At 70.1% G+C, this 23,833-nt stretch carries 25 protein-coding genes; 10 read left to right on the plus strand and 15 right to left on the minus strand.

Going from position 1 to position 23,833, the window contains the following annotated elements; genetic code table 11:
* Positions 1-285, minus strand: a complete 285-nt coding sequence (locus IEZ09_RS23085; protein WP_112265552.1) for an Rdx family protein — start codon at positions 283-285, stop codon at positions 1-3.
* Positions 282-1,151, minus strand: a complete 870-nt coding sequence (locus IEZ09_RS23090; protein ID WP_189255819.1) for a helix-turn-helix transcriptional regulator — start codon at positions 1,149-1,151, stop codon at positions 282-284. The genes IEZ09_RS23085 and IEZ09_RS23090 overlap by 4 nt, the downstream gene beginning before the upstream one ends.
* A 145-nt stretch (positions 1,152-1,296) precedes the next feature.
* Here IEZ09_RS23090 and IEZ09_RS23095 point away from each other — a divergent pair, with 145 nt between their 5' ends.
* Complete coding sequence (locus IEZ09_RS23095; protein WP_189255820.1) at positions 1,297-2,337, plus strand: NAD(P)-dependent alcohol dehydrogenase; 1,041 nt, start codon at positions 1,297-1,299, stop codon at positions 2,335-2,337.
* 159 nt (positions 2,338-2,496) lie between these two features.
* Here the strand turns inward: IEZ09_RS23095 and IEZ09_RS23100 are convergent, their stop codons facing one another.
* On the minus strand, positions 2,497-2,868 hold the full coding sequence (locus IEZ09_RS23100) for a MerR family transcriptional regulator (protein WP_189255821.1): 372 nt from the start codon (positions 2,866-2,868) through the stop codon (positions 2,497-2,499).
* Positions 2,869-2,927: 59 nt separating this feature from the next.
* Between IEZ09_RS23100 and IEZ09_RS23105 the strand changes: the two genes are divergently transcribed.
* The gene (locus IEZ09_RS23105) at positions 2,928-3,977 is read left to right on the plus strand and encodes an alkene reductase (protein WP_189255822.1); all 1,050 of its coding nucleotides are present in this window, start codon (positions 2,928-2,930) and stop codon (positions 3,975-3,977) included.
* Here IEZ09_RS23105 and IEZ09_RS23110 read toward each other — a convergent pair.
* Positions 3,968-4,555: a TetR/AcrR family transcriptional regulator gene (locus IEZ09_RS23110; protein WP_229812861.1), complete on the minus strand. Its 588-nt coding sequence runs from the start codon at positions 4,553-4,555 to the stop codon at positions 3,968-3,970. The genes IEZ09_RS23105 and IEZ09_RS23110 overlap by 10 nt on opposite strands.
* A gap of 95 nt (positions 4,556-4,650) precedes the next feature.
* Here IEZ09_RS23110 and IEZ09_RS23115 point away from each other — a divergent pair, with 95 nt between their 5' ends.
* Positions 4,651-5,034, plus strand: a complete 384-nt coding sequence (locus IEZ09_RS23115) for a nuclear transport factor 2 family protein (protein WP_268247644.1) — start codon at positions 4,651-4,653, stop codon at positions 5,032-5,034.
* Positions 5,031-5,825 carry a Rossmann-fold NAD(P)-binding domain-containing protein gene (locus IEZ09_RS23120; RefSeq protein WP_189255824.1) on the plus strand — a complete coding sequence of 265 codons (795 nt, stop codon included), beginning with the start codon at positions 5,031-5,033 and terminating at the stop codon, positions 5,823-5,825. Before IEZ09_RS23115 ends, IEZ09_RS23120 begins: the two co-directional genes overlap by 4 nt.
* Here the strand turns inward: IEZ09_RS23120 and IEZ09_RS23125 are convergent.
* From IEZ09_RS23125 to IEZ09_RS23150, 6 genes are all read right to left on the minus strand, one after another.
* Entirely contained in the window at positions 5,818-6,336 is a 519-nt protein-coding gene (locus tag IEZ09_RS23125; protein WP_189255825.1) for a pyridoxamine 5'-phosphate oxidase family protein, read from the minus strand. The genes IEZ09_RS23120 and IEZ09_RS23125 overlap by 8 nt on opposite strands.
* 43 nt (positions 6,337-6,379) lie before the next feature.
* A complete protein-coding gene (locus tag IEZ09_RS23130; RefSeq protein ID WP_189255826.1) occupies positions 6,380-7,699 on the minus strand; it encodes a hypothetical protein in 1,320 nt (439 codons plus the stop codon).
* Positions 7,700-7,742: 43 nt separating this feature from the next.
* Positions 7,743-9,224, minus strand: a complete 1,482-nt coding sequence (locus tag IEZ09_RS23135) for a glycoside hydrolase family protein (protein WP_189255827.1) — start codon at positions 9,222-9,224, stop codon at positions 7,743-7,745.
* Between the two features lie 112 nt (positions 9,225-9,336).
* Entirely contained in the window at positions 9,337-10,128 is a 792-nt protein-coding gene (locus tag IEZ09_RS23140; protein ID WP_189255828.1) for a phosphotransferase, read from the minus strand.
* A 14-nt stretch (positions 10,129-10,142) separates the two neighbouring features.
* Complete coding sequence (locus IEZ09_RS23145) at positions 10,143-10,787, minus strand: response regulator transcription factor (RefSeq protein ID WP_189255829.1); 645 nt, start codon at positions 10,785-10,787, stop codon at positions 10,143-10,145.
* On the minus strand, positions 10,778-11,896 hold the full coding sequence (locus IEZ09_RS23150) for a sensor histidine kinase (protein WP_229812862.1): 1,119 nt from the start codon (positions 11,894-11,896) through the stop codon (positions 10,778-10,780). Before IEZ09_RS23150 ends, IEZ09_RS23145 begins: the two co-directional genes overlap by 10 nt.
* Before the next feature lie 164 nt (positions 11,897-12,060).
* Between IEZ09_RS23150 and IEZ09_RS23155 the strand changes: the two genes are divergently transcribed.
* Positions 12,061-12,702, plus strand: coding sequence for a DedA family protein (locus tag IEZ09_RS23155; RefSeq protein ID WP_189255831.1), 642 nt, complete (start codon positions 12,061-12,063; stop codon positions 12,700-12,702).
* Positions 12,703-13,224: 522 nt separating this feature from the next.
* Here the strand turns inward: IEZ09_RS23155 and IEZ09_RS23160 are convergent.
* The 4 genes from IEZ09_RS23160 to IEZ09_RS23175 form a co-directional block, all read right to left on the minus strand.
* On the minus strand, positions 13,225-14,244 hold the full coding sequence (locus tag IEZ09_RS23160) for an amidohydrolase family protein (protein WP_189255832.1): 1,020 nt from the start codon (positions 14,242-14,244) through the stop codon (positions 13,225-13,227).
* 57 nt (positions 14,245-14,301) lie between these two features.
* Positions 14,302-16,533, minus strand: coding sequence for a catalase/peroxidase HPI (katG, locus tag IEZ09_RS23165; RefSeq protein ID WP_189255833.1), 2,232 nt, complete (start codon positions 16,531-16,533; stop codon positions 14,302-14,304).
* 18 nt (positions 16,534-16,551) lie between these two features.
* Positions 16,552-16,986: a Fur family transcriptional regulator gene (locus IEZ09_RS23170; RefSeq protein ID WP_189255834.1), complete on the minus strand. Its 435-nt coding sequence runs from the start codon at positions 16,984-16,986 to the stop codon at positions 16,552-16,554.
* A gap of 67 nt (positions 16,987-17,053) precedes the next feature.
* Entirely contained in the window at positions 17,054-18,448 is a 1,395-nt protein-coding gene (locus IEZ09_RS23175) for an aminotransferase-like domain-containing protein (protein WP_189255835.1), read from the minus strand.
* Positions 18,449-18,470: 22 nt separating this feature from the next.
* Here IEZ09_RS23175 and IEZ09_RS23180 point away from each other — a divergent pair, with 22 nt between their 5' ends.
* The 5 genes from IEZ09_RS23180 to IEZ09_RS23200 all read left to right on the plus strand — a co-directional run bounded on the left by IEZ09_RS23180 (position 18,471) and on the right by IEZ09_RS23200 (position 22,605).
* On the plus strand, positions 18,471-19,418 hold the full coding sequence (locus tag IEZ09_RS23180) for a DMT family transporter (protein WP_229812863.1): 948 nt from the start codon (positions 18,471-18,473) through the stop codon (positions 19,416-19,418).
* Positions 19,382-19,729: an MmcQ/YjbR family DNA-binding protein gene (locus IEZ09_RS23185; RefSeq protein WP_189255837.1), complete on the plus strand. Its 348-nt coding sequence runs from the start codon at positions 19,382-19,384 to the stop codon at positions 19,727-19,729. The genes IEZ09_RS23180 and IEZ09_RS23185 overlap by 37 nt, the downstream gene beginning before the upstream one ends.
* Positions 19,726-20,100 (plus strand): VOC family protein, encoded by a 375-nt coding sequence (locus IEZ09_RS23190; protein ID WP_189255838.1) that lies wholly within the window; start codon positions 19,726-19,728, stop codon positions 20,098-20,100. Before IEZ09_RS23185 ends, IEZ09_RS23190 begins: the two co-directional genes overlap by 4 nt.
* A 67-nt stretch (positions 20,101-20,167) precedes the next feature.
* Positions 20,168-21,133, plus strand: coding sequence for a hypothetical protein (locus IEZ09_RS23195; RefSeq protein ID WP_189255839.1), 966 nt, complete (start codon positions 20,168-20,170; stop codon positions 21,131-21,133).
* Positions 21,134-21,135: 2 nt separating this feature from the next.
* The gene (locus tag IEZ09_RS23200) at positions 21,136-22,605 is read left to right on the plus strand and encodes a M16 family metallopeptidase (protein WP_189255840.1); all 1,470 of its coding nucleotides are present in this window, start codon (positions 21,136-21,138) and stop codon (positions 22,603-22,605) included.
* A gap of 14 nt (positions 22,606-22,619) precedes the next feature.
* On the opposite strand, the gene IEZ09_RS46670 is transcribed toward IEZ09_RS23200, so the two are convergent.
* Positions 22,620-23,795, minus strand: coding sequence for a hypothetical protein (locus IEZ09_RS46670; protein ID WP_229812864.1), 1,176 nt, complete (start codon positions 23,793-23,795; stop codon positions 22,620-22,622).
* Positions 23,796-23,833 lie beyond the last annotated feature (38 nt).

Raw genomic sequence — 23,833 nt, forward strand, 5'->3', positions numbered from 1 at the left:
CTACGAGTGCTTGCGATCGGTGTGCCCCAGCGACCTCTCCGGCGCCACCCGGTCGCGGACCAGCTGCTTGAGCACGGCGAGGTCGGGGAAGCCGTCCTGCTCCTTGCGCGACCACACGGTCTCGCCGTCCAGCCGCACGTCGAACACGCCGCCGGTGCCGGGGATCAGCGCGACCTCACCCAGCTCCGTCGTGAACGTGGTCAGCAGCTCCTGCGCCGTCCAGCCGGCCCGCAGCAGCCACCGGCACTGGGTGCAGTACTCGATCTCCAGACGCGGTGTCCTCATGCCTGAGTATTAACAGAGGTGCCGGCCCTGGTCGCGTCCGTGCCCCAGTTCGCGAGCAGCTGCAACGCCTCGGCGGACGCGGTGCCGGGTTCGGCGTGGTAGGTGCTCAGGAACAGGTCGGGGTCGCTCGGCATCTTCAGCGTCTCGTACGACAGCGTCATCTCGCCGACGAGCGGGTGCTTCAGCACCTTGGTGCCGAAGCTCTTCTCCTTGACGTCGTGCTTGGCCCACAGCTGCCGGAACAGCTCGCTCTTCACCGAGAGCTCGCCGATCAGCGCGGCCAGCTCGGGGTCGTCGGGGTAGCAGCCCGCGTCCATCCGCAGGAACCCGACGACGTCCTCGGCCTTGCTCTGCCAGTTGACGAAGAGGTCCTGGTAGGACGGTCGCAGGAAGATCAGCCTGGCCCAGTTGCGCTCCTTCGGCGGCAGCTCGCCCCAGTCGCCGAACAACGCGGCGGCCATCGGGTTCCACGCGTGGATGTCCGAGCGCCGCCCGCCGATGTACGCGGGCACGCCGACGCCGTCGATCAGGTGCTTGAGCGCCGGGCGGACCTGGGTTCGCGCGGTCTTCTTCTTGCCCGGCTTGCTCGACGTCAGGTTGCGCAGGTGCGCGCGTTCGGCGTCGTTGAGCCGCAACGCGCGGGCGATCGAGTCCAGCACCTCGGCGGAGACGTTGCGCCCGTTGCCCTGTTCCAGACGCGTGTAGTACGCGACCGAGACGCCCGCGAGCTGCGCCAGTTCCTCGCGGCGCAGGCCGGGAACACGCCGGGTGCGGCCGTACTGGGGCAGGCCGACGTCGTCGGGGGACAGCCGCGCTCGACGGCTGCGCAGGAACTCGCTCAGCTCGGTGCGCGGATCGACGGTCATGGTGCCGAGTATTCCCGCACGTGCCGCGTCGTGCCTGCTACTGCCAGTGGTAGGCACGCCAGTCGTACGAAAACCAGGTGTCTGGGTAGCGCCCTCGAACTCCAGCAGTGTCGTCAAGCGACACGACAGAACGAGGAGAAACCTGATGAGCACCGTCGCTGCCTACGCCGCTCCCGCACCCAAGGCACCGCTGGAGCACACCACCATCGAGCGTCGCGCGGTCGGCGCGCACGACGTTCTGATCGACATCAAGTACGCGGGCATCTGCCACTCGGACATCCACCAGGTCAACGAGGGCTGGTTCGAGGGGATCTTCCCGATGGTGCCCGGCCACGAGATCGCCGGCGTGGTCGCCGAGGTCGGTTCCGAGGTGACGAAGTACGCGGTCGGCGACCGGGTCGGCGTCGGCTGCATGGTCGACTCGTGCCGCGAGTGCGACTTCTGCCTGCGCGGGCTGGAGCAGTACTGCGCGAACGGCAACACCATGACCTACAACGCCGTCGACAAGAACGGCCAGGTCACCTACGGCGGCTACTCGAAGCAGATCGTCGTCGACGAGAACTACGTCGTGCGGATCCCGGACTCGCTCCCGCTGGACGTGGCGGCGCCGCTGCTGTGCGCGGGCATCACGCTGTACTCGCCGCTCAGGCACTGGAACGTCGGCCCCGGCAAGAAGGTCGCGATCGTCGGCCTCGGCGGACTCGGCCACATGGGCGTCAAGATCGCCCGCGCGCTCGGCGCCGAGGTGACCGTGCTGTCGCAGTCGTTGCGCAAGAAGGACGACGGCCTCAAGCTCGGCGCCCACGACTACCGCGCCACCAACGACCCGGCGACGTTCACCGAGCTGGCCGGGAAGTTCGACGTGATCGTCTCGACGGTGTCCGCGCCGCTGGACTTCAGCGCCTACCTCGGGCTGCTCAAGACGGAGGGCGCGCTGGTCAACGTCGGTGCGCCGGAAGAACCGGTCTCGATCAACCTGTTCGGGCTGCTCGCCGGTCGCAAGACGATCGCCGGGTCCATGATCGGCGGCATCGCGGAGACCCAGGAGATGCTGGACTTCTGCGCCGAGCACGGCCTGGGCGCGGAGATCGAGCTGATCACCGCCGACCAGATCAACGTGGCGTACGACCGGGTGCAGTCGAGTGACGTGCGCTACCGGTTCGTGATCGACACCGCCACCATCTAGTGGCGTGTCACGCAACGTTGGCGAGGTAATTCACGCTCAGCAGGACGCCTCACGGCACCGCCCCCACTCCCACAGCCAACCAGGATGAGGAAGCGGGGGCGGCGCCGCGATGCGCCCGTCTGACCGCGAATTCCCCCGGCAACGTTGCGAGCCACGCCACTAGTCCGGTGCGCAGGGCACTCCGGACTCGTGCGACTTGACGGCACCTGCCAGCACCGAGTCGAGCTGCCGGAGCGTGTCCTGGAGGTCCTCGATCTGCTTGACGACCGACGACCGGTGTCCCCGCAGCTTGGCCAGCACCTGCGGGGACGCCACCCCGGTGACCACGCACGGCAGCATCTCCCGGATCGACGCGCTGGAGATGCCGGCGGCGTAGAGCTGCTGGATCAGCCGCACCCGGTCGACGGCCTTGTCGCCGTAGTGCCGTTGCCCGCTCTCGCTGCGTTCGGCGGCGAGGAGACCCTGCTCCTCGTAGTAGCGCAACGCGCGCACGCTCACGCCCGTCTTCGTGGACAGCTCGCCGATGCGCATGAGACCTCCGCCACAAAACCTACCTCTGACGTCAACGTCAGGTTTCTAGCGTAGCTCTCATGCTTCTCACCAGCTATCGACTCGGAAACCTGACCCTGCCGAACCGTCTCGTCATGGCGCCCATGACCCGCGCACGAGCCGTGGACGGCAAACCGGTTGCGTCAACGGCCACCTACTACGCCCAACGTGCCACCGCCGGCCTCATCGTCACCGAAGGCGTGCACCCCAACGCGGTCGGCCAGGCCGGTCCGTTCATGCCGGGCATTCACACCGACGACCAGGTCGAGGCCTGGCGGGTGGTCACGGATGCCGTGCACGCCAACGGAGGCCGGATCTTCGCCCAGCTCATGCACGGCGGCCGGATCGGTCATCCCGAGGTCGCCGGGCATCATCCCGTTGGGCCGTCGGCGATCGCGGCCAACAGCGAGGTGTTCACGCCGAGCGGCATCGTGCCCGCGCCGGTGCCTCGGGCGTTGAGCGTCCCCGAAGTGCAGGACCAGGTGCAGGCGTTCGGCGACGCGGCCCGGCGCGCGGTCGAGGCCGGGTTCGACGGGGTTGAGCTGCACGGCGCGAACGGGTACCTGATCCAGCAGTTCCTGTCCTCCAACGCGAACCAGCGGGATGACGCCTACGGCGGCTCGATCGCCGGGCGCATCCGGTTCGCCGTCGAGGCGGCCGAGGCGGCGGTGGACGCCATCGGCGCGGACCGCGTCGGCATCCGGCTCTCACCCGGCGGCGAGGTCCAGGACATCGTCGAGTCGGACATGCCCCAGCTCTACGACGCGCTGCTGAAAGCGTTGCCGGACATGGCATACATCCACGTGCTGGCCACGGCGGACGACGAGGTGCTGATGGATCTGCGCAAGGCCTGGCCGACCGCGTTCATCCTCAACCCCGGCGGCCAGATCGGCCCGCACGAGAGCACGCGCGACCAGGGCGAGCGCTGGCTCGCGGGCGGCGCCGACCTGATCAGCTACGGCCGCGCGTACCTCGGCAACCCCGATCTCGTCGAACGGTTCCGGCTCGGCCTGCCGCTGGTGAGCACCGACCGCGAGACGTGGTTCCAGACCGAGGCCGGGTACATCGACTACCCCAGCTATCAGCACTGAAGCGCGCGCATGAGGTGGTCGACGAGCCGTTCGAGGTAGTCGGGCTCCACGTCCGCCCGCCGCACCGCCAGCCGCCAGTAGACCGGCGCGGCGACCAGGTCGAGCGCGATCTCGACGTCGAAGTCCGCCGGCAGCTCGCCCCGGTCGACCGCGCGCCGCAGCGTGACGGCACCGAGCGCGCGGCGCGGTTCGCCGATGGTCGCCGCGATCGCCTCGGCCAGCGCGGGATTGCGGACGGCCTCCGCGGTGAGGTCCGGCAGGATCGTCGCGAACCGCGGGTGGGTGAGCCAGTCGTGCACGGCGGTCACCGTCGCCAGCAGGTCGCCCCTGAGTGAGCCGGTGTCCGGAACTTCCGCCAGTGGCACGGAGAACTCCGACAGCGCCGCGACCACCATGTCCTGTTTGGACGGCCACCGCCGGTACAGCGCGCTCTTGCCGACCTCCGCGCGTTTGGCGACGGCTTCCATCGACAGCCGGCCGTAACCGTGTTCGGCCAGCTCGTCGAGCACGGCCTCGGTGATCGCCCTGGTCACCTGCGGCTGCAGGACGGCGGCGCCGGTCGGGGTGCGCTTGGTCATGGCGCACATCATAGGACTGGACGAGACGGTCCCGTCCCGCCTAACGTTGTGGACGGGACGGTACCGTCCCGTCCATTTCGTTTGGAGGATCACTCGTGGACCTCATCCCGAGGGCGTTGCAACTGCTGCTGGACAAGGACATGGCCGGGTTCGCGGGCCTGTGGGCCGTCGATGGCGTGCTGGAGTTCCCGTTCGCCCCGCCGGGCTACCCGTCCCGGCTGGAAGGCAGGGCGGCGATCGAGGACTACCTGCGCGACTACCCGAAGCTGCTCGACATCCGGGGCTTCCCGAAGCAGGTCGTGCACCGCAGCGTCGATCAGGACGTCGTCGTGGCCGAGTTCGACGCCGAGGGAGTCGTGGTGGCCACGGGCAAGCCGTACCGGTTCTCGTACATCGCCGTGATCACGACGCGCGACGGTGAGATCGTCTCGTACCGCGACTACTGGAACCCGCTCTACGTGCAGGAGCTCGCGGCATGAGCGTGCTGGTCATCGGCGGTACGGGCACGACCGGCAGCCTGCTCGCGTCCTTGTTGCCGGACGCCCGCATCGGCACGAGGAAGCCGGTGCGGGACGACCACGTCCGGTTCGACTGGGACGTCCCGGCTACGTACGGGAGTGCTCTCGAAGGTGTGGACCGCGTCTACCTCATCCCGCCCGTCGGTGTCGTCGATCCTGTGCCTGCCGTCGAGTCGTTCCTCGTTCGGGCACGGCACGTGCGGCGGGTGGTGCTGCTGAGCTCGTCCGCCGTGCCGGAGAGCGCCACGGGCATGGGCGCTCTCCCGGCGCTGGTGCGGGCGATGCCGGAGTGGGCCGTGCTGCGGCCGTCGTGGTTCATGCAGAACTTCACCGGCGACCACCCGGTCGCGGCAGGTGTCCGTGCCGGCGAGATCGTCACGGCCACCGGTGCCGGCCGGGTCGGGTTCGTCGACGCCGCCGACATCGCGGCCGTGGCGGCACGGGCGTTGCTGGATCCGTTGCCGCACAACACGGACCACCTGATCACCGGCCCGGAAGCGGTGAGCTACGCCGATGCCGCCGCGATCATCACCGAGCTCACCGGACGCCCGGTGCGGCACCGCTCGGTCAGCACGGAGGAGATGACCGAACGGCTTGCGACGAGCCTGCCGAAGGAGTTCGCCGCGGTCCTCGCCCAGCTCGACGAGGACATCCGGGGCGGTGCGGAAGACCGGGTCACCACGACCGTCGAGGACGTGACGGGCAGGCCGCCCCGGTCGTTCCGCGACTTCTGCCGGGAGTTCCTCAGCTGAACGTCCAGCGCGTGGCACCACCCGGCGCCACGGAGGCCACGGCGTGCGCGGCCCGCAGCGAGATCCGGTACACGTACCAGGGCGGCGGGCCTCCGCTCGGCGCGGTGTAGGGCGCGGTGAAGGCCTGACCCTCCCGCCGGGCCGGCCAGCCGGACTCGCGGTACCGCGCGGCGACCCGGTCTAAAGTGGACTCGTCGGTGACCCGGTGCGCGTCGCCCTCCAGCACGAGGTCCATTCCGGTCAGCCGCACCGACACCGTGCAGGCCGGGTTCTCCGCGAGGTTGCGGGACTTGCGGGTGCCCGGCCCGCTCACGAAGTACAGGGCGTCCTCGAACCACACGGCACCGATGCCCACCGAGTGCGGCCGCCCGTCCGGCCGCACGGTGTTGAGGAAGAACGGCACGTCCTTCGACGCGGACTCGTTCACGAGGAGGTCCTGCGCGAGGGTCCACGACAGGGCGGCGTTGCCGTACTGGTCGAGGTTGCGGGTCTGGATCGTCGTGTTCGTCATGCACATGCGTCGAACGAGCGCCGCCGTTTTCGACAGGCGCTCGCTATCGGCCCACCGAGCGGCACGGCACGACGAAGAACCAGCCCTTCGGCTCGTGCTCCAGCCTGGCCTCCGGCGCACCGGCGGCACATTCCGCACGGGCCCGCGCGAGACTCTCGTCCCACGGGATGCCGGTGAGAACGGTTTTGGGCACTCGCAGGTGGGCGAAGATGCTGACCACGACGGCGATCCCGATCAGGTAGCGGCTCCCGGCCACGACCGCGCGTTCCCACGCCTTCGCGGGCGTCGCGTCGAGCCCCACGAAGATCGCGGTGAACAGGAACAGGCACGGCGCGATGCTGTAGCGCTGCCCGGCCATCACGACCTCGGGCGCCTGCACCTGCAGGACGTGCGTCCAGTTGAGCACCAGGCACGCGACGATGACGATCGCGCTGTACGCGGCCGCGAGCAGCACCAGCGTCCGTCCTGCGCGGTCGCCGAACCGCAGACCGGCCGCCATCGGCACCGCGGCGACCAGCAGCGCCACGACGATCACCAGGTTGCCGTGCGCCGGGTAGAACTGGCTGACCCGCTCGGAACCCGTCAGCGCCACCACCGGCACCCGCAGCAGGCTCGCCAGCAGCACCTGCACCGGGTCGACCTCGTCGTGCGAGTACGGCGTCCTCGTCGCGAACAGCATCGCCACGGCCTGCACCACCAGACCGGCGAGGAACGCGATCGGCACTTCCTTGCGCGCCAGGAAGAGCCGCACGACGGCGATGGGGGCCAGCACGAACACCAGCGGGCTGGACACGGCGGCGAGGAACACGAACACCGCGACCGGCACGCGCGGGGCGTTGCGCCACAACAACGCCCAGAAGGCGCCGTAGAGCAGGAACCAGTGCAGGTTCGACATGTTGTTCAACGTCTCGGAGTTGCCCGCCGGCAGCACGATGACGAGCGCTGCCAGCGCGAACCGCAGCGGCGCCGACCTGAGGTACGCCCCGGAGGCCGCGAACGTGATCAACGCGACGAGCGCCCGCAGCATGGCCGCGGCGATCGCGAACCCGGCGGCGGTCTGCTCGATCGGCAGCAACGCGACCACTTCGGCGACCAGGCGCGGCAACGTGTGCAGGTAGCCGCCGTACGGCTCGACGAGGTTGCTGAGCGCGGGCGAGCGGACCGCGTCGACCATGAACCGGGCGCCGTCCTCGGCCCACAGGTGGTCGAGCCGGGCCCAGCCGGCCGGGATGAGCAGCAGGAACGCCACCGACGCCACGAACGCGGCCGTGAAGCCGAGCCACGCCCGTTCGTGCGGAGGATCAGCGGGCAGCGGGATGACGCTGTCCGCGAGCGCTCTCTGTCGTTCGATCGTCGCCGTCATCGGTCCCCCATGTCCGTTTTCGAACCGGGGAAACGGTACGGGGTCAGGTCACCAGCCGCTCGTACCGGTCCCACTGCTCCTGGGTCACGACGGTGACCTCGGAGGAGTTGAGCTGGGCCGCGTCGAGCGAGTTCATGACGATCAGCTTGTTGTCGACCAGGAAGCCCAGCTGGTCGCTCAGGCTGCGCACCGCGGGAGCGCCTGCCGGGACGCGGACCGCGACCTTCATCGAGTCGGCGATCTTCGGACGCTTGGCCAGCACGCCGACGGCGTACTTGGCCGCGACCGAGCCGCGTTCGAACCGCACGATCTTGCCGTTCATCACGACGTCCGCCGTGCGTTCAGGGGAGGGCATCGCGAAGCCGTTGAGCGTCTTGGCCTCGTCCGCCGTGAGGCACCCGTTGAGGCCGACGACGTCCATGCCGAAGTGGCTGATGTTCGTCGGGGCCCCCGACCCGTCGCTCGAGGTGGCGCGCAGGACGTCCAGCGCGGCCCTGTTGCACGGGTCGTAGGTGGCCGACGCGTGCCCCTCGGGCGTGCGCACCAGGCCGGGGCCTTCCTTCCACGGGCCGGGGATCAGCACGGACTGGAACGGGTGCCGGGTGAACTCCTTGTTCCAGAACGTGACGGTCGTGCCGTGTTCGGTCGAGTGGGCGATCGCGAACGCCGACACCGCCTCGATCCACATCCAGTCGGCGCTGAACGCCTCGACCACCGACCGGGTGCGGGGCTGGTTGGTGCGCTCCACCGGCTGGAAGCCCTGCGGACCCAGTGCCTCGACGCTCTTGCCGAACAGCGGGTCCTTCGACCGCAGCACGTACTGGCCCGCGCCGTTCGAGGCCGCCGCGTACCCGGTGGTGTCGGTGAAGAGCAGGTAGACCCAGCCGTCGAGGTAGATCGCGGACTGCTGGCCCGCGCCGTAGGTGTTGGCGCGGATGACGTCACCGGACGGCACGATGATGGCCTGGCCGCCGTTGGCGCGCGTCCAGTTGATGCCGTCCTTGCTGGTCGCGACGCCGACCGAGCTGCCGTTCGCGTGGTTGTCGCGCGACGCCCCGGTGTAATACATGTAATAGGTGTCGCCGACCTTGATCAGCGACGGGTCGCACGTGTGCATCGCGTCGAAGCTGCCGCCGCTGCCGGACAGCACCGCGCGCGCCGTGCTGAACGGGCCGTCCGCGGTCGGACCCTCGCTGTAGAGGATGTCGTCGCCGTTCGGCTTGGCGCTGCCCATCTGGCTGCACCACCACGTGCGGACCTTGCCGCCGTCGAGCATCACCGCGGGTGCGTAGTTGTAGACCGCGTCCTCGACGCCCGCGACGACGACACCGGAGCTCTGCCTGGAGTTCTCGACGGTGAGCTGGAGGAGGTCCCGAGGCGCGACCGGTGCGTTGCTCTCCGGAACCTGCGGCTGTCCCAGCTGGGTGCCGACCGGGTCGCCGACCGCGGCGCTGGTGCACGCCGTGACCGCGCCGAGCAGCGCGAGCGCAGCCAGCAGCGCGAAGGGTCTACGTCGCAGGGGCACTCACCCATCATAGTGATCAAGTCCTCCGGAAGGGTGAAGTCCGTGATCGCGGGCCCGGTTCAGGCCGTGACCACGCCTTTCCGGTCTGTGACCGTGCGCACACCCTGGGGTTTCAGCTGGCCGGAGGGTGCTCGCGGACCGCGCACCGGCGGCGGAACCAGGCGAGGAACTTCGCCGGGTCCGCGCCCTGCCGGAGCGCGGCCACCGCGCCGGTCAGCGGGAACATCGCGGCGTGCGTGCGCGCCCGTTCGTAGAGCTCCGGCCGGACGCGGCGGACCAGTGGCCAGCCGTAGTTCGCGAACGCGGCGACGTCGAGCGCGGGGTCGCCGGCGCAGGCGAAGTCCCAGTCGATGATTCCGCTGATCTTCCCGTTGTGCCAGCGCAGGTTCACCGGGGCCAGGTCGCCGTGCACGAAGCCCGTCACGGCCGGCAGGTCCGCGAAGCGTTGCAGGACTTCGGAAGCCTGACCGCGTTCGTCGGCGGTGAGCAGAGGGAACACGAGTTCGGTGATCGTCTCGATGGTGTTGGGGCCTCCCGCGTGGTGCAGCGGTTCGTCCAGCAGGGCGAGGAGCTCGTCGTCGAGTTGTGTCGAGGCGAGCGCGTCGAGGACTTCGAGGACCGCCTCGTCGCTCGCGGTGTCCGACGGTGCGCCGGGCAGGTACGTCACGATCACGTGCGCCCTGCCCAGCGGCAGATCCAGCCGGTTTTCGATGATTTCCGGTACGGCGAAGGGCAGATCGAGCCGTGCGATCAGCTCGAGCGCCTGCGCGCGGCGACGGGCGCCTGCCAGGTCGGTGCGGGGGAAGCGCGCGACCCACCTGTCCCGCACCACAACGGCATCGTTGAACATCCCGTGCGCCGGCTCCGCGCCGGGCGTCGCGAGCAGCGCCTCGAACTCCGTCACAGGGTCCACCACGGTCAGCTTCCGAGGTAGCGGACCACGGCCATGACCCGGCGGCTCAGACCGGACGAGCCGGCGAGACCCAGCTTGTCGAAGATCGCGTTGATGTGCTTCTCCGCGGCGCTCTGCGAGATGTGCAGCTGCTCGGAGATGCGCGCGTTGGTGAGGCCCTGCGCCATCAGTTCGAGGACGCCCTTCTCCCGCGGGGTCAGGGTTTCGAGCGGGTCGACGTGCGTGGTCCTGGTCAGCAGCCTGCGCACGACCTCCGGGTCGAACGCCGCGCCGCCCGTCGCGACCCTGTCGAGCGCCTCCAGGAACTCGTCGACCTGGGCCACGCGGTCCTTGAGCAGGTAGCCGACCCTGCCGCCGGTGCTGGTGATCAGTTCGGTGGCGTAGCGGTTCTCGACGTACTGGGAGAGCACGAGCACGGCGACGTCCGGCCACCGCTCGCGGATCGTGAGCGCGGCGCGCATGCCGTCGTCCTTGTGGTCCGGCGGCATCCGGACGTCGGTGACCACGATGTCCGGCTTGTGCTCCTCGGTGGCCTTGAGCAGCTCGGGTGTGGTGCCGACGGCGGCGACGACCTCGTGGCCCTCCTCGGCGAGCAACCGGATCAGGCCCTCGCGCAGCAGCGTCGAGTCCTCGGCCAGGATCACCCGCACGGCAACCTCGCGTAGATCGTGGTGGGGCCGCCGAGCGGACTGGTCACCTCGAAGTCGCCGTCGACGGCCTTGACGCGGCGCGCCAGCCCGGACAACCCGGTGCCGGTCTCGTCGGCCCCGCCGATTCCGTCGTCCCACACCATGATCGTGATGTCGTTCTCGCCCGGCCACACGCAGACCTCGACGACCGACGGATCGGCGTGCTTGGCCGCGTTGTTGACGGCCTCGGACACGACGAAGTAGATCACCGTCTCCAGCGCGGTGCCCGGCGGGGTCTTCAGCAGGTTGTCGATGTCGACGCGCACGCTGGACCGTTCCGCCAGCACCTCGAGCGCCGCGTCGAGCCCGGAGTCGTCGAGCACGGCAGGGTAGACGCGGGTCGCGACCTCCCGCAGCTCGTCGATGGTCTCGGTGGCGGTGTCGTGCGCCTGCCGCAGCAGCTGCTGGAGCTGCTCGTCGTCCTTGGCCCGCCGAGCCCTGCCGATCAGCATGCCGAGCGCGACGAGCCGCTGCTGAACCCCGTCGTGCAGGTCCCGCTCGATGCGCCTGCGCTCGTCGTCGATCGCCTCGATCACCTCGGCCCGCGTGCTCGTCAGCTCCGCGACCCGTTGCCGCAACAGCGTCTGCTGACTCGTGCCGAGCATCCTGGTGGCGAGCCATCTGTCCAGCGCCGCCACACCGGGCACACCGGCCGTCGTCACGAAGATGACCAGCGCACCCGGTACCGCCACCGCCGCGAGCAGCACCGCGGTGACGTGCTCACCGTCCTTGATCATCCCCCACGTGCCGTCGAACAGCCACGCCGTCACCATCGAGATCGCGACGGTGTACCAGAACATCAGCATGCAGACGACACCCGCGCCGGTCGCACCGACGAGCCACCGCACCGCGAGATACCGCCGGCACCCGCTCCGGCTGAGCGGGTCGGTGTGCACCGCCCGGTCGAACCGCGCGATCCGCCCGAGCTCGTACTCGGTCAGCCCGACCACGCGCACGCCCAGCGCCGCCGCGACCAGACCCACCAGCCCGGTCACGGCCCCGAGCGACAACCCGAAGAGCATCCGGAACCACCCGAGCACCAGCGCGCTGAGCTGCCCCTCCTGATGCACACCGCCAACCGTACTGTCCGCCCGAGCACCCGGCATTGCGGTTTTCCACAGTTCCTCCCTGCGGTTCCCCCCACGATTCCCAACGGCTTACCTCATGGCCCACCCTCCCTCCCCTTCCTAGCGTTGACCCCGACCAACCCCCGTCCCCGCAAGGAGAATCCACAATGCTGGCTGAGTGGGCCGTAACCCTGATGGACACGCTGGGAGGCGTGGGCGCCGCCGTCGTGGTGGGCCTCGACAACCTGTTCCCGCCGATCCCGAGCGAGCTGGTGCTGCCCCTGGCCGGCTTCTCCGCGAGCAAGGGCGTGTTCAGCCTGCCCGCGGCCCTGTTCTGGACCACCCTGGGCTCAGTGGCGGGCGCCGTCGTCGTCTACTTCGCGGGCATGCTCCTGGGCCGCGACCGCACCCGCCGCCTCGTGGCCCGCATCCCACTGGTGAACGTGAGCGACTTCGACAAAACCGAGGCCTGGTTCACCCGCCACGGCACCAAAGCCGTGTTCCTCGGCCGAATGGTGCCGCTGTTCCGCAGCTTCATCTCCCTGCCCGCAGGCGTGGAACGCATGAACTTCCCGCACTTCTTACTGCTCACCACGCTGGGCAGCCTGATCTGGAACACCATCTTCGTGGGCGCGGGCTACCAGCTCGCCGAGAACTGGCACCGGGTCGAGTCCTACGCGGGCATCTTCCAGAAGCTGGTCCTGGCCGCGGTGGCCGTCGCCGTGCTCCTGTTCGTGGTCACCCGCCTGCGCCAACGCGCCAAGGGCGATCCGGAAGCCACGGCGGTGCTCCCACGTGTCGGCCAATGACGTTGCCGCGCAACACAATCAGGCTCGGCCGCATCCGCGCGCCCAGGTCCTGGTGCACCGGCAACCGCCGACGAGTCGCCGTCCATCAGCGTAGATAGGCTGCGCCGCTCGACTACCTCGCCGTACTGCAGGCGAGCGCCCCGAGAGGCTCAGCAGATTTCGTTGTAGCGCAACATGATCCGTGTCGGCGGCGACAGCGCATCCGCGTCGTCGCTGTGCCCGGCAACCGCCGACGAGCCCGCCATCCTTCAACCCAGGCATGCCGCGCCGCTCGACCACCTCGCCGCACTGCAGACGAGCGCCCCGAGAGGCTCGGCGAACTTCGTTGCTCCGCAACACGATCCGCGTCGGCTGCAACAGCCCGTCCGGATCCTCCACCGGATCCGAGTCATACCCGCCGTCCATCGGCCTCGGCGAGCCGAGCCACTCCGCGCGACCCGCGACCCGGCCACGATCGTGGCCACCACTGCCACACCGGCGTCACAGGCCGCGCCAACGGTGGGAACCGTGTGCTCTCGCGTGTCAGCCGGTTACCTTGCCGCGCAACACAATCAGCTTCGGCCGCATCAGCACGTCCGGATCCTCCACAGGATCCGCGTCGTACCCGACAACGTCCGCGAACCCGCCGTCCACCAGCCCAGGCAACCCGAGCCACTCCCGCGCAGTCCACGACCCGGCCCCGATCGCGGCCTCCACCGGCATCCCGGCCTCGATCAGCCACGAGATCTCCCTGGCCACCTCGCCGCACGGCTGGGTGTCGGTCCCCGCCAGCACGGTCACACCGGCCTCGTAGGCCGCGCGGACGGTGGGAAACGCGTGTTCCCACCCGCTGCGGATCCACTCCACGTGGCGGGGGTTCTTCGAGTCGTCCAGGTTCTGCACCGTCTTGCCGAACGTCGTGAGCGTCGGCACGAACGCCGTTCCCTGCGCCGCCATCCGCGGAAGGAGTGAGTGGTCCAGATGCATCCCGTGTTCGAGGCTGTCCGCGCCTGCCAGCACCGCGTTGCGGCAGCCTTCGGCGGTCTGGCAGTGCACCGCGACGCGTCCGCCGGCGGCGTGCACCGCTTCCACCGTGGCCGTCAGCACGTCCAGCGGCACCGGCGGGTCGTCCGGCATCCAGTCGCCGATCACCTTGCACCAGCCGGAGACCGAGTCCTCGACTGCGGCTCGGGGCAGCTCCTCCTCGGTGACCCGGCGGCCGTAGCCCTCGAAGAACCGGCCGGGCGTCGCGAGCCACCGGCCGCCGCGGGCCAGGCGCGGCAGATCGGGGTCATCAGGCCGATCCAGCACGGGATCCGCCGAACCTGGCGACCGGACGGTCAGCACCCCGGCGGACCGGTGCGCGAGCATGTGCCGGCGGAACACCTCGTGGTCGTACGGATCCCCCGGAGCCTCAATCCCGGGGTGGGAATGCACGTCGACGAGTCCGGGCAGCAGCCACAGATCGTCCGAAGTGGACGAATCGGAAGTGCGCAGGAACTCACCGTCCACCACGAACGAGACCGGCTCCCGCGAAGGCAGGGCGATGCCGGAGATCCCCATGAAAACGAAGGTACCCCAGGCCGGGGGAGTGGCCTGGGGTACCTGGGAGGGGCTGGATCAGACGTCGTAGCGGTCCGCGTTCATGACCTTGTTCCACGCGGCGACGAAGTCCTGCACGAACTTCTCCGACGCGTCGTCACTCGCGTAGACCTCGGCGACGGCGCGCAGCTCGGAGTTCGAGCCGAACACCAGGTCGTTGCGGGTGCCGGTCCACCGGACGGCACCGGTGGCGCGGTCGCGGCCCTCGAAGTTCTCCTGGTCCTCGGTGACCGACTTCCACTCCGTCTCCATGTCGAGCAGGTTGACGAAGAAGTCGTTGGTCAGCGTCTCCGGCTTCTGCGTGAGCACGCCGGCGGTCGAGCCGCCGTAGTTCGCGCCCAGCACCCGCAGACCACCGACGAGCACGGTCATCTCCGGCGCGGAGAGGCCGAGCAGGTTGGCCTTGTCGATCAGCAGGTACTCCGACGGCAGCGGGTTGGCCTTGGTGCCGTAGTTGCGGAAGCCGTCGACCTTGGGCTCCAGCACCGCGAACGACTCGACGTCGGTCTGCTCCTGCGTGGCGTCGGTGCGGCCGGGGAGGAACGGCACCTCCACCGAGTGCCCGGAGGCCTTGGCTGCCTGCTCGATCGCCGCGGCGCCGCCGAGGACGATCAGGTCGGCCAGCGACACCTTCTTGCCGCCGGTCGCGGAGCTGTTGAACTCCTCCTGCACGCCTTCGAGGACACGCAGGACCTGGGCGAGCTGGTCGGGCTCGTTGACCTCCCAGTTGCGCTGCGGCTCCAGGCGGATGCGGGCGCCGTTCGCGCCACCGCGCTTGTCGCTCTGGCGGAACGTCGAGGCGGACGCCCACGCGGTCTTGACCAGCTGCGACACCGAGAGACCGGTCTCCAGGATCTTGGCCTTCAGCGCGGCCACGTCCTCGGCGGAGATCAGCTCGTAGTCGCGGACCGGCACGCGGTCCTGCCAGATCAGCTCCTCCTGCGGCACCAGCGGGCCGAGGTAGCGCTGGATCGGGCCCATGTCGCGGTGGGTCAGCTTGAACCAGGCGCGGGCGAACGCGTCGGAGAACGCCTCGTGGTCCTCCGCGAACTTGCGCGAGATCGGCTCGTAGATCGGGTCGAAGCGCAGCGCGAGGTCCGTGGTCAGCATCATCGGCGTGCGGTTGAGCGTGCCGTCCTCGGGGTCCGGCACCGTGTTGGCGCCCGCGCCGTCCTTCGGCTTCCACTGGTGCGCGCCGGCGGGCGACTTGGTGAGCTCCCACTCGAACTGGAAGAGGTTCTTGAAGAACAGGTTCGTCCACTTGGTGGGCTGCTGCGTCCAGGTCACCTCCAGGCCGGAGGTGATGGCGTCACGGCCCTTGCCGGTGCCGTGCGTGCTGATCCAGCCGAAGCCCTGCGCGTCCATCAGCGCGCCCTCGGGCTCGGGGCCGACCAGCGACGGGTCGCCGGCGCCGTGCGCCTTGCCGAAGGTGTGGCCACCGGCGATGAGCGCGACGGTCTCCTCGTCGTTCATGCCCATGCGGCCGAACGTCTCGCGGATGTCGCGGGCGGCGGCCAGCGGGTCCGGGTTGCCGTTGGGGCCCTCCGGGTTGACGTAGATCAGACCCATCTGGACCGCGGCCAGGGGCGACTCGAGGTCGCGCTCACCGCTGTAGCGCGCGTCGCCGCCCAGCCACTCGGTCTCCGGGCCCCAGTACACGTCCTCGTCCGGCTCCCACACGTCCGCGCGGCCACCGGCGAAGCCGAAGGTCTTGAAGCCCATGGTCTCCAGCGCGCGGTTGCCCGTGAAGATCATGAGGTCGGCCCAGGAGACCTTCTTGCCCCACTTCTTCTTGACCGGCCACAGCAGACGGCGGGCCTTGTCCAGGTTTCCGTTGTCCGGCCAGCTGTTCAGCGGGGCGAACCGCTGCATGCCCGCGCCGGCCCCACCGCGACCGTCGTGGGTGCGGTAGGTGCCCGCGCTGTGCCACGCCATGCGGATCATGAACGGGCCGTAGTGCCCGAAGTCGGCAGGCCACCAGTCCTTCGACTCGGTGAGCACCGCGTCGACGTCACGCGCGAGCTCGTCGAGGTCGACGGTCAGGAACTCCTTGCCGTAGTCGAAGTCACCGCCCATGGGGTTCGCCTGGACGGGGTGCTTGCGGAGGATCCGGAGGTTGAGCTGCTTGGGCCACCAGTCGCGGTTGCTGCCGCCCTCGGTGGGGTGGCTGAGTCGCCCGTGCGCGACCGGGCAGCCGCCAGCCTCCTCCACGTTCAGCTCGCTCACCTTGGCGTCAGTGCTGTCGGACACGGGAATCCTTCCGGGTGTTCAGGAACTTTTCGCGGCGGTCGTGCACTCGGGGCAGGTGCCCCAGTAGATGACCTCGGCCTCGTCGATGACGAACCCGTGGTCGTCGGATGCGTCCAGGCACGGCGCGGCGCCGACAGCGCAGTCGACGTCGGCGATGGCGCCACAGGATCTGCACACGACGTGGTGGTGGTTGTCCCCGACGCGCGCCTCATAGCGCGCGACCGAGCCCTGCGGCTCGATGCGGCGCAACAGTCCGGCCCCGGTCAACGCGCGAAGCACGTCGTACACGGCCTGGTGAGAGACAGCGCCGAGGTTCTGACGCACGACACCGATGATCGAGTCCGTGTCGGCGTGCGGGTGTTCGTGCACCGCGGACAGCACAGCTATCCGCGGAGCAGTCACGCGCAGTGACACTCCACGCAACATGCGCTCGAAATCGGAAGCCGTGGGCACGGGCACCACCTTGCCGCCTTTTCTGGAGCGAGTCAAGTTAATGAATGATGCCATTCACCCGAACCGGTCACCCCCGCACGGCGGCCACGGCGTCGGCCAGCCGCCGCACACCCTCGGCGAGCACGTGCTCAGGTGCTCCGCCGTAGGTCAAACGGAGAAAACTGCCCGGCGGTTCAGCGGCGAACCACGGCCGGCCGGGAAAGACCACGACGTCGCGGGCCGCGGCGGCCGCCGTCAGCTCCAGGTCGTCCACGCCGTCCGGCAACCTCGCCCACAGGTGCAGGCCGCCGGACGACGGCGCGATGTCGAACTCGGGCAGGTGCTCGCGGACCGCGCGAACGAGGAAGTCGCGCCTGGCCCGCAGCGACTGCTGGAGCGTGCGCAGGTGACGGCGCCACACCGGCGACGTCACGAAGTCGATCGCCGCCTCCTGCAACGGCCCCGCGACGTACAGGTCCTGCTTGGACCGAGTGTTCTTCAGCCGGATGCCGGCCGGTCCGCGCGCCCCGATCACCGCGACCCGCAGCCCCGGCGCGGCGACCTTGGTCAGCGACCGGACGTGGACGACGTGCCCGTCGACGTCCTGCGAGGCCAGCGTTGGCGGAGCGGTACCGTCGACGGTGAAGCCGCGCGCCCAGTCGTCCTCGACGAGGAACGCGCCCGCTCCGCGGACGATCTGCGCGACCTCTGGCCGGCGTTCCTCCGACAACACCGCGCCGTGCGGGTTCGCGTGCAGCGGCTGGCAGTAGAAGAGCTTCGCGCCGGTCCGTTCGAACGCGGCCCGCAGCAGATCCGGCCGCACCCCGTCCTGATCCGCCGGCACCGGCACGACCTTGAGCCCCGCGTCGCGCGCGGCCGCGATGGCACCGAGGTACGTCGGCGACTCCACGAGAACCGCGTCACCGCGGTCGGCCAGCCCGCGGAACACGGTCGCCAGCGCCTCCTGGGCGCCGGCGCACACCGTCATGTCTCCGGCCCTGAGCTCACCACCGGCCTCCTTGGCGAACCACGCGCGCAGCTCCTCCTTGCCCTCGACCGGCACCCGCCCCCACGAAGCGGGCCTGCGCGCCGCCCGGCTGAGCGCGGCCCCGAGCGCCTCGGTCGGCTGGAGGTCGGGGTCGAGGTAGCCGCTGGACAACGGGATGGCCTCGGGCTTCGGCACCGCGACGAGGTTCGCCACGAGATCCTCGCCCGGCCTGCCCTCCCCGAGCGCGACGGCCTGCCACGACAGGTCCTGCTCGCTCGTGGCCTGCCGCCGGGCGACGAAACTGCCGCGCCCCGGCCGCACCTCGACGAGCCCTTCGGCCGCTACCCGTTGGATCGCTTGCTGCACGGTCGCGGGCGAGGCTCGATGCCGTGCCATCAGCTCGCGCACCGACGGCATCCGATCGCCCGCGCGCCCGGCGTGTGCCGCAGCTCTCAGGTCCTCGATAACGCGGACAGCTGCGTTATCCTCATTCATGAGAGCCAAGAGTAACGTTATCGTGCCAGCGGGGGTAACACTCGGCGCGCTGGGCGTCCTGGGTTTCAGCTTCTCCCTGCCCGCGACCCGCCTGGCGGTGGCCGGACTCGACCCGTGGTTCGTGGCGTTCGGCCGCGCCCTCGTCGCCGCCGTCCTCGCGATGGCCTATCTCGCGTTATCCCGCGCTCCGCTGCCATCGGCAACGCAGGTCCGTCGCCTGGTGATCGTCGCGGCGGGCATCGTGATCGGCTTCCCGCTCTTCACCTCACTGGCCCTCACCACCCAGACCTCCGCCCACGGCGCCGTCGTGATCGCCGTATTGCCGATGTCCACGGCGATCTGGGCCGTCCTGCGCGCGTCCGAACGCCCGCCGATGACGTTCTGGCTCTCCAGCGGCGCGGGACTGCTGGCGGTGCTGGCCTTCGTGGCGACCGGCGGCGGCTTCTCGGGTTCCCTGAGCCTCGCCGACGCCTACCTGTTCATCGCGGTCGTGCTGTGCGGCCTGGGTTACGCCGAGGGCGGCGCGCTCTCCCGCGAACTGGGCGGCGCGCGCACGATCTGCTGGGCCCTGGTCGTCTCCCTGCCCGTGACGATCCCGGTTTCCCTGTTCACGGCCGACTTCTCCCGCGCCACACCGGTCGTCTGGCTGAGCTTCGCCTACGTCGCCCTGATCTCGATGTTCCTGGGCTTCTTCGCCTGGTACGCGGGCCTGGCCGCGGGCGGCGTGGCCAAGATCGGCCAGATCCAGCTGGCCCAGCCGGTCCTGACCCTGCTGTGGTCCGCCGCGGTCCTGGGCGAACCGGTCGGCTGGCCCGCTCTCGCCACCGCCGCGGTGGTGGTCGTCTGCGTGGTGCTGACCCAGCGCAGCCGCACCGCACCGGCAGACCCCGCCGACCGATTTATACTTCGTGCCTTCGGCTTTGGGGGTCGGCAGTGGCGACGACGAGCAAGCAGCTCTTCAAGATCGTAGACGCGCTCGCGGAGGTGAAGCGGTCCTCCGGCCAGCAGTACGACACGTTCCGCGTGCGGGGCAAGGTGTTCGGCTACTTCTGGCCGCGCACGCAGACCGTCGGGCTCAAGCAGACGTTGTCCGAGCAGCAGGCGCTGGTGGCCGAACGACCGGACGTGTTCGAAGTGCAGTTCACGGCGGGCGGGTTCGGCTGGGTCGTGGTGTACCTCGAAGGCATCGAGGCCGACGAGCTCGGGGAGCTCGTGTTCGAGGCGTGGCGGTTGTCCGCGCCGGAGGATCTCGTCGCCCAGGTGCCGGACCTCGCGCGATGAGCAGGGTGAAGTTCGAGCTGCCTGCGGACGACCTGACCCGCGCGACCGCCTTCTACCGCGAGGTTTTCGGGTGGGAGACGCAGCGGCTGCCGTTCGAGTACGTGCTCGTCGACACGGACGGTGAGCCTGTCGATCCCGCGGACGCGGACGGCGGGATCTCGCCGCGCACCCGGTTCGTGCAGGGGCCTGTGCTCATCATCGAGGTGCCGGACGTCGACGAGGTGGCGGGAAAGGTCGCCGCCGCGGGCGGTGAGCTCCTCAACGCCAAGGAACGCGTGGGCGAGTACGGGTTCTCGCAGTACGTGAAGGACAGCGAGGGCACGGTGCTGTGCCTGTGGCAGTCCATCGCGGACGGCACCGCAGCGGTGTGATCGGTGCTGAGTCACGATTCGCGCCGAGGTCCTGATTGGACGGCAGGCGGGTGTTACCTTCCCGCGCGTGACTGCTCAGCTGCCCCCGCACGTGGATCTCGCCTGGTCGGACGACGACCTGGAACGCGCGATGCGGGCCTTGCCGTCGGGTGACCTCACGCCCGCGTTCGACCTGCTCGCCGCCACGCGAGCGCAGCCGCATCGGCGTGCGCTGGCGGTCGAGGTGCTCGGTGCGGCCGGCACGGCCGTGTTGCCGGCGTTGCGTGCCGCGGTGCGGGAACGGCCGGACGACGTGAACCGGCTGCTGGTGCTCGGCAGCGCGCAGAGCTCTGCGGCCTGGGTCGCCCGCGGCGCGGCGTATGCCGAGCACACCTCGGACGACCAGTTCCGGGGGCTCGTCGACCTCACCAGGCAGGCGCGGTCGACGCTGCGGCGCGCGGCGGAGGCGGACCCGGACGACCCCGCGCCGTGGTGCGCGATGATGCCCGGCGCGCTGGGGGCTCCTGAGCACGACGACGAGGCGGCGAAGGTGTTCGCCGAGGCGGAGAGCCGGGTGCCGGACGTCTTCGGCGTGGTTCACCGGCGGCTGCAGACGCTCGCCGAGAAGTGGTACGGCAGTCACGACGAGATGTTCGCCTTCGCGCGTGCGCGGACGGAGGCGTTGCCGGACGGGCACCCGCTGTGGTCGTTGGTGCCGGTCGCGCACATCGAGGTGCACATCGCGAACCTGTCGAACGGCAACCTGCTGAAGCGGTTCTGGCGGGCGATGACCTACCTCGGGAAGGCGCGCGCCGAGGTCAACGCGGCCTCCGACCGGCTGCTCGCCGGTCCCGACGACGAGCCGAACTCTCTTGCGGCGCACCAGATGTTCGCGGTCTTCTACCACGAGGCCGACCACGACGACGACCAGGCGCGGTTCGCTGCGCACCTGGCCAGGAGCGGAGACCGGGCCGCGCGGTGGCCGTGGGGCTACTTCGGCGAGCCGGACGTGTTGTTCACGGCTGCTCGGGCCAAGGTGGCAGGCGGTAGCTGACGATGCAGCACACCGTGATCGACGGCGTCGACGTGTACTGGGCGCAGGGGCCTGCGCCGATGATCGCCACCCTGACGTTCGGGTGCGGAGTGCGGGACGAGTCGTTCCGCACGCTCGGGGTCACGCACCTGATCGAGCACTTGGCGATGAGCACGTTGCCTCGTCTGCACCACGAGCACAACGCGATGGTGGACATCGAGGTGACGAAGTTCTTCGCGACCGGCAAGCCCGCGCAGCTGGTGGACTTCATCGCCGCGGTGTGCGAGGCGTTGAGTGATCTGCCGTTGTCGCGCATCGAGAAGGAAGCCGGTGTGCTCACGGCGGAGGGCTCCTCCGGGTGCCACCCGACCGCGGGTGTGTTGCTGGCGCGTCGATACGGGATCGCCGGGCCTGGTCTGGCGCCGTGGGACGGGCCGGGCTACGACCGGATTCCGGCCGAGGCGGTGACGGCGCACGCCGCCAGGTTCTTCACCAGGGGCAATGCCGTGCTGACGCTCACCGGGCCGCCGCCGGAGGGACTGCGGCTGCCGCTCCCGGAGGGGCCGCGGGTCGTGCACGACCCCGTGTCGCCGCTTTCGGTGGACGGGCCGCGGTGGCTCGCCGAGGACGTTCCGTGTGTCGGCATGTCGTTGCGCGGGCCGTCGGTGTCGCCGGTGGACGCGATGGGGCTGCAGGTGCTGTCCCACCGGCTCACCGAGGTGGCCCGCAAGGAGAAGGGGCTGAGCTACGGCGTCGACGGTGATCGCGCCAGTGCCGACTCGGCGAGCACGGACCGGTTCGTCTGGGTGGACGCGCGCGAGGGGCAGGAGGCCGAGGTCGCGTCGATCCTCTGGGACACCGCACGGGAGCTCGCCACGTTCGGGCCGACCGCGGAGGAGCTCGAGCACGAGGTCGCCGGGTTCCGCGAGATGATCGAGGACCCGCGGTTCGTCGACGGGGACCTCGACGAGTTCGCCCGGTCGGTGTTGCTCGGCGAGCCTTACCTGTCGCCAGCGCAGTGGCTGGAGGCGCTTGCCGCGGTCACGCCGGAGCAGGTCGCGGCCGCGCTGACCGAGTCGTTGCGGACGGCGTTGATCGTCGTGCCGGACGGGGTGCGGCTGGAACTGTCCGATGTGGACGGCAAGCTGGTTGAGCTCGGTGGTTGCGCCGCGCCGGAGTGGCAGCCGCAGGGCAAGGTGTTCAAGCCCTCTCTGCTCGCTCGCGCGACCAGCGCCGCGGCCCGCGGGGCGCGGCTCTACCTCGCGCCCGACGGGGTCGCGCTGGTCGACGGCGGCACCCGGCACTTCGTCCGGTTCGCCGATGTCGTGGGCGTGCTGGCGCGGAACGGTTCCCGCACCGTCTTCGGCCGGTCCGGCTGTGTCGTGCCGGTGGACTCGGACCTGTTCAAGGGGATCGAGCCCGCGATCGCCGCGATCGACGCGCAGGTCGACGCCGGCCTGGTGTTCCCGCCGTCGGTCTTCGCCGGCGACTAGTCCACTGTGGAAGGTCAGCGCGGTGCGCGGAGATGCAGGGTCGAACCGTCGGCGAACGTCAGCCTGACGACCTGCCGCGCGGGCAGGCTGTGGCCGGCGTGCACGGTGTCCAGCGACCGCACCGCGCTGCTCGGGATCTCCGCGAACGTGGTGAAGACGCTGGCGGGCTTGGCCTCGAACAGCCGCGTCGGGTACACCACCGCCACGCGCTGGTCGCTCGCGGCCAGGCGGGCGTTGCCGCGGCTGAAGGCGAAGTGGTCGGCCAGCCGCACCGCGGAGCTCGACGTCGTGGGTGCTTCGACCCAGTAGCCCAGCGTCGGGTCGTCGATCCAGTCCTGCGGTGACGGGGGCGCTGGCAACGGCCACCGCAGCTTGTCCAGCTCCAGCGGCGGCATCGGGCTGACCGCGGTCCACGGCACCCGCAACGACCCTCCGACGATCCCGCCCACGTAGCCGGCGATCGGCGGCAGGCCGAGCACCAGCCGTTCGTCGCGTCGCAGCCAGAACTCGGTCAGTTCCTTCGTGACGGTCTCGTCGGGAGTCACGGCGGGGGACTCCAGCAGGAACTCGAACCCCGACCCGTCGACCAGGAGCACCCGCAGCGACGGGCCTGCCTGGACGTGGGCGATCTGGGCGCGCGGAATCTCCACGACCGCACGGAAGTCCGGCACGGCGACCGGCTCGCCCTCGACGTGCTCGCCGAACTTGCGGCGGTTGTCCACGAGGATCTTGCCCATCTCCTTGCCGAAGACGATCGCCTTGCCCAGCAACGACTTCGGTGCCGGTTCAGGGGAGACCTCAGGGGTTGCGACCCGCACGGCGAGCACCAGCCGTTCGGACGTCAGCGCCCACAACCTGACCCGGCGCCCACCTGGCTCCACCCCCGACATGGCGCGGACGGCGAGCGACTCGCCGGAGGGCCCGAACACCAGGTGATCGGGGTCGGGGGCCTTGTCGTTGCCCGAATCGCCGCCGCCACCGACGAACGTCAGCGCGAGTTCGCCCACGCCCCGGCCCACAGCGGAGGCACCACGCGCGAACAACGACCGGACCGGCGCACCGAGCCGGTCGAGGCCGTCGACGGCGTAGTAGTAGGTCTGCCGGTACATCGCCCAGACCAGCGACTCGCCGGGACGGCAGAGGCGCTGCCGGGCGACGTGGCCGGGGCCGAGGAGGTCCGCGAAGATCACCCGCATCACGCTAGCAACTTGACCTCCACTCCGATGGA

It is taken from the genome of Lentzea flava, from assembly GCF_014648475.1.
GTDB classification, from domain to species: Bacteria; Actinomycetota; Actinomycetes; order Mycobacteriales; family Pseudonocardiaceae; genus Lentzea; species Lentzea flava.

Excerpts from the sequence above, each read along its gene's own strand:
- IEZ09_RS23130 (WP_189255826.1), bottom strand. The coding sequence starts at position 7,699 with ATGACGGCGACGATCGAACGACAGAGAGCGCTCGCGGACAGCGTCATC.
- IEZ09_RS23125 (WP_189255825.1), bottom strand. The coding sequence starts at position 6,336 with ATGACGAACACGACGATCCAGACCCGCAACCTCGACCAGTACGGCAAC.
- IEZ09_RS23105 (WP_189255822.1), top strand. The coding sequence starts at position 2,928 with ATGCTTCTCACCAGCTATCGACTCGGAAACCTGACCCTGCCGAACCGT.
- IEZ09_RS23120 (WP_189255824.1), top strand. The coding sequence starts at position 5,031 with ATGAGCGTGCTGGTCATCGGCGGTACGGGCACGACCGGCAGCCTGCTC.
- IEZ09_RS23160 (WP_189255832.1), bottom strand. The coding sequence starts at position 14,244 with ATGGGGATCTCCGGCATCGCCCTGCCTTCGCGGGAGCCGGTCTCGTTC.
- IEZ09_RS23190 (WP_189255838.1), top strand. The coding sequence starts at position 19,726 with ATGAGCAGGGTGAAGTTCGAGCTGCCTGCGGACGACCTGACCCGCGCG.
- IEZ09_RS23100 (WP_189255821.1), bottom strand. The coding sequence starts at position 2,868 with ATGCGCATCGGCGAGCTGTCCACGAAGACGGGCGTGAGCGTGCGCGCG.
- IEZ09_RS23200 (WP_189255840.1), top strand. The coding sequence starts at position 21,136 with ATGCAGCACACCGTGATCGACGGCGTCGACGTGTACTGGGCGCAGGGG.
- IEZ09_RS23085 (WP_112265552.1), bottom strand. The coding sequence starts at position 285 with ATGAGGACACCGCGTCTGGAGATCGAGTACTGCACCCAGTGCCGGTGG.
- IEZ09_RS23155 (WP_189255831.1), top strand. The coding sequence starts at position 12,061 with ATGCTGGCTGAGTGGGCCGTAACCCTGATGGACACGCTGGGAGGCGTG.
- IEZ09_RS23095 (WP_189255820.1), top strand. The coding sequence starts at position 1,297 with ATGAGCACCGTCGCTGCCTACGCCGCTCCCGCACCCAAGGCACCGCTG.
- IEZ09_RS23110 (WP_229812861.1), bottom strand. The coding sequence starts at position 4,555 with ATGACCAAGCGCACCCCGACCGGCGCCGCCGTCCTGCAGCCGCAGGTG.
- IEZ09_RS23090 (WP_189255819.1), bottom strand. The coding sequence starts at position 1,151 with ATGACCGTCGATCCGCGCACCGAGCTGAGCGAGTTCCTGCGCAGCCGT.
- IEZ09_RS23175 (WP_189255835.1), bottom strand. The coding sequence starts at position 18,448 with ATGAATGAGGATAACGCAGCTGTCCGCGTTATCGAGGACCTGAGAGCT.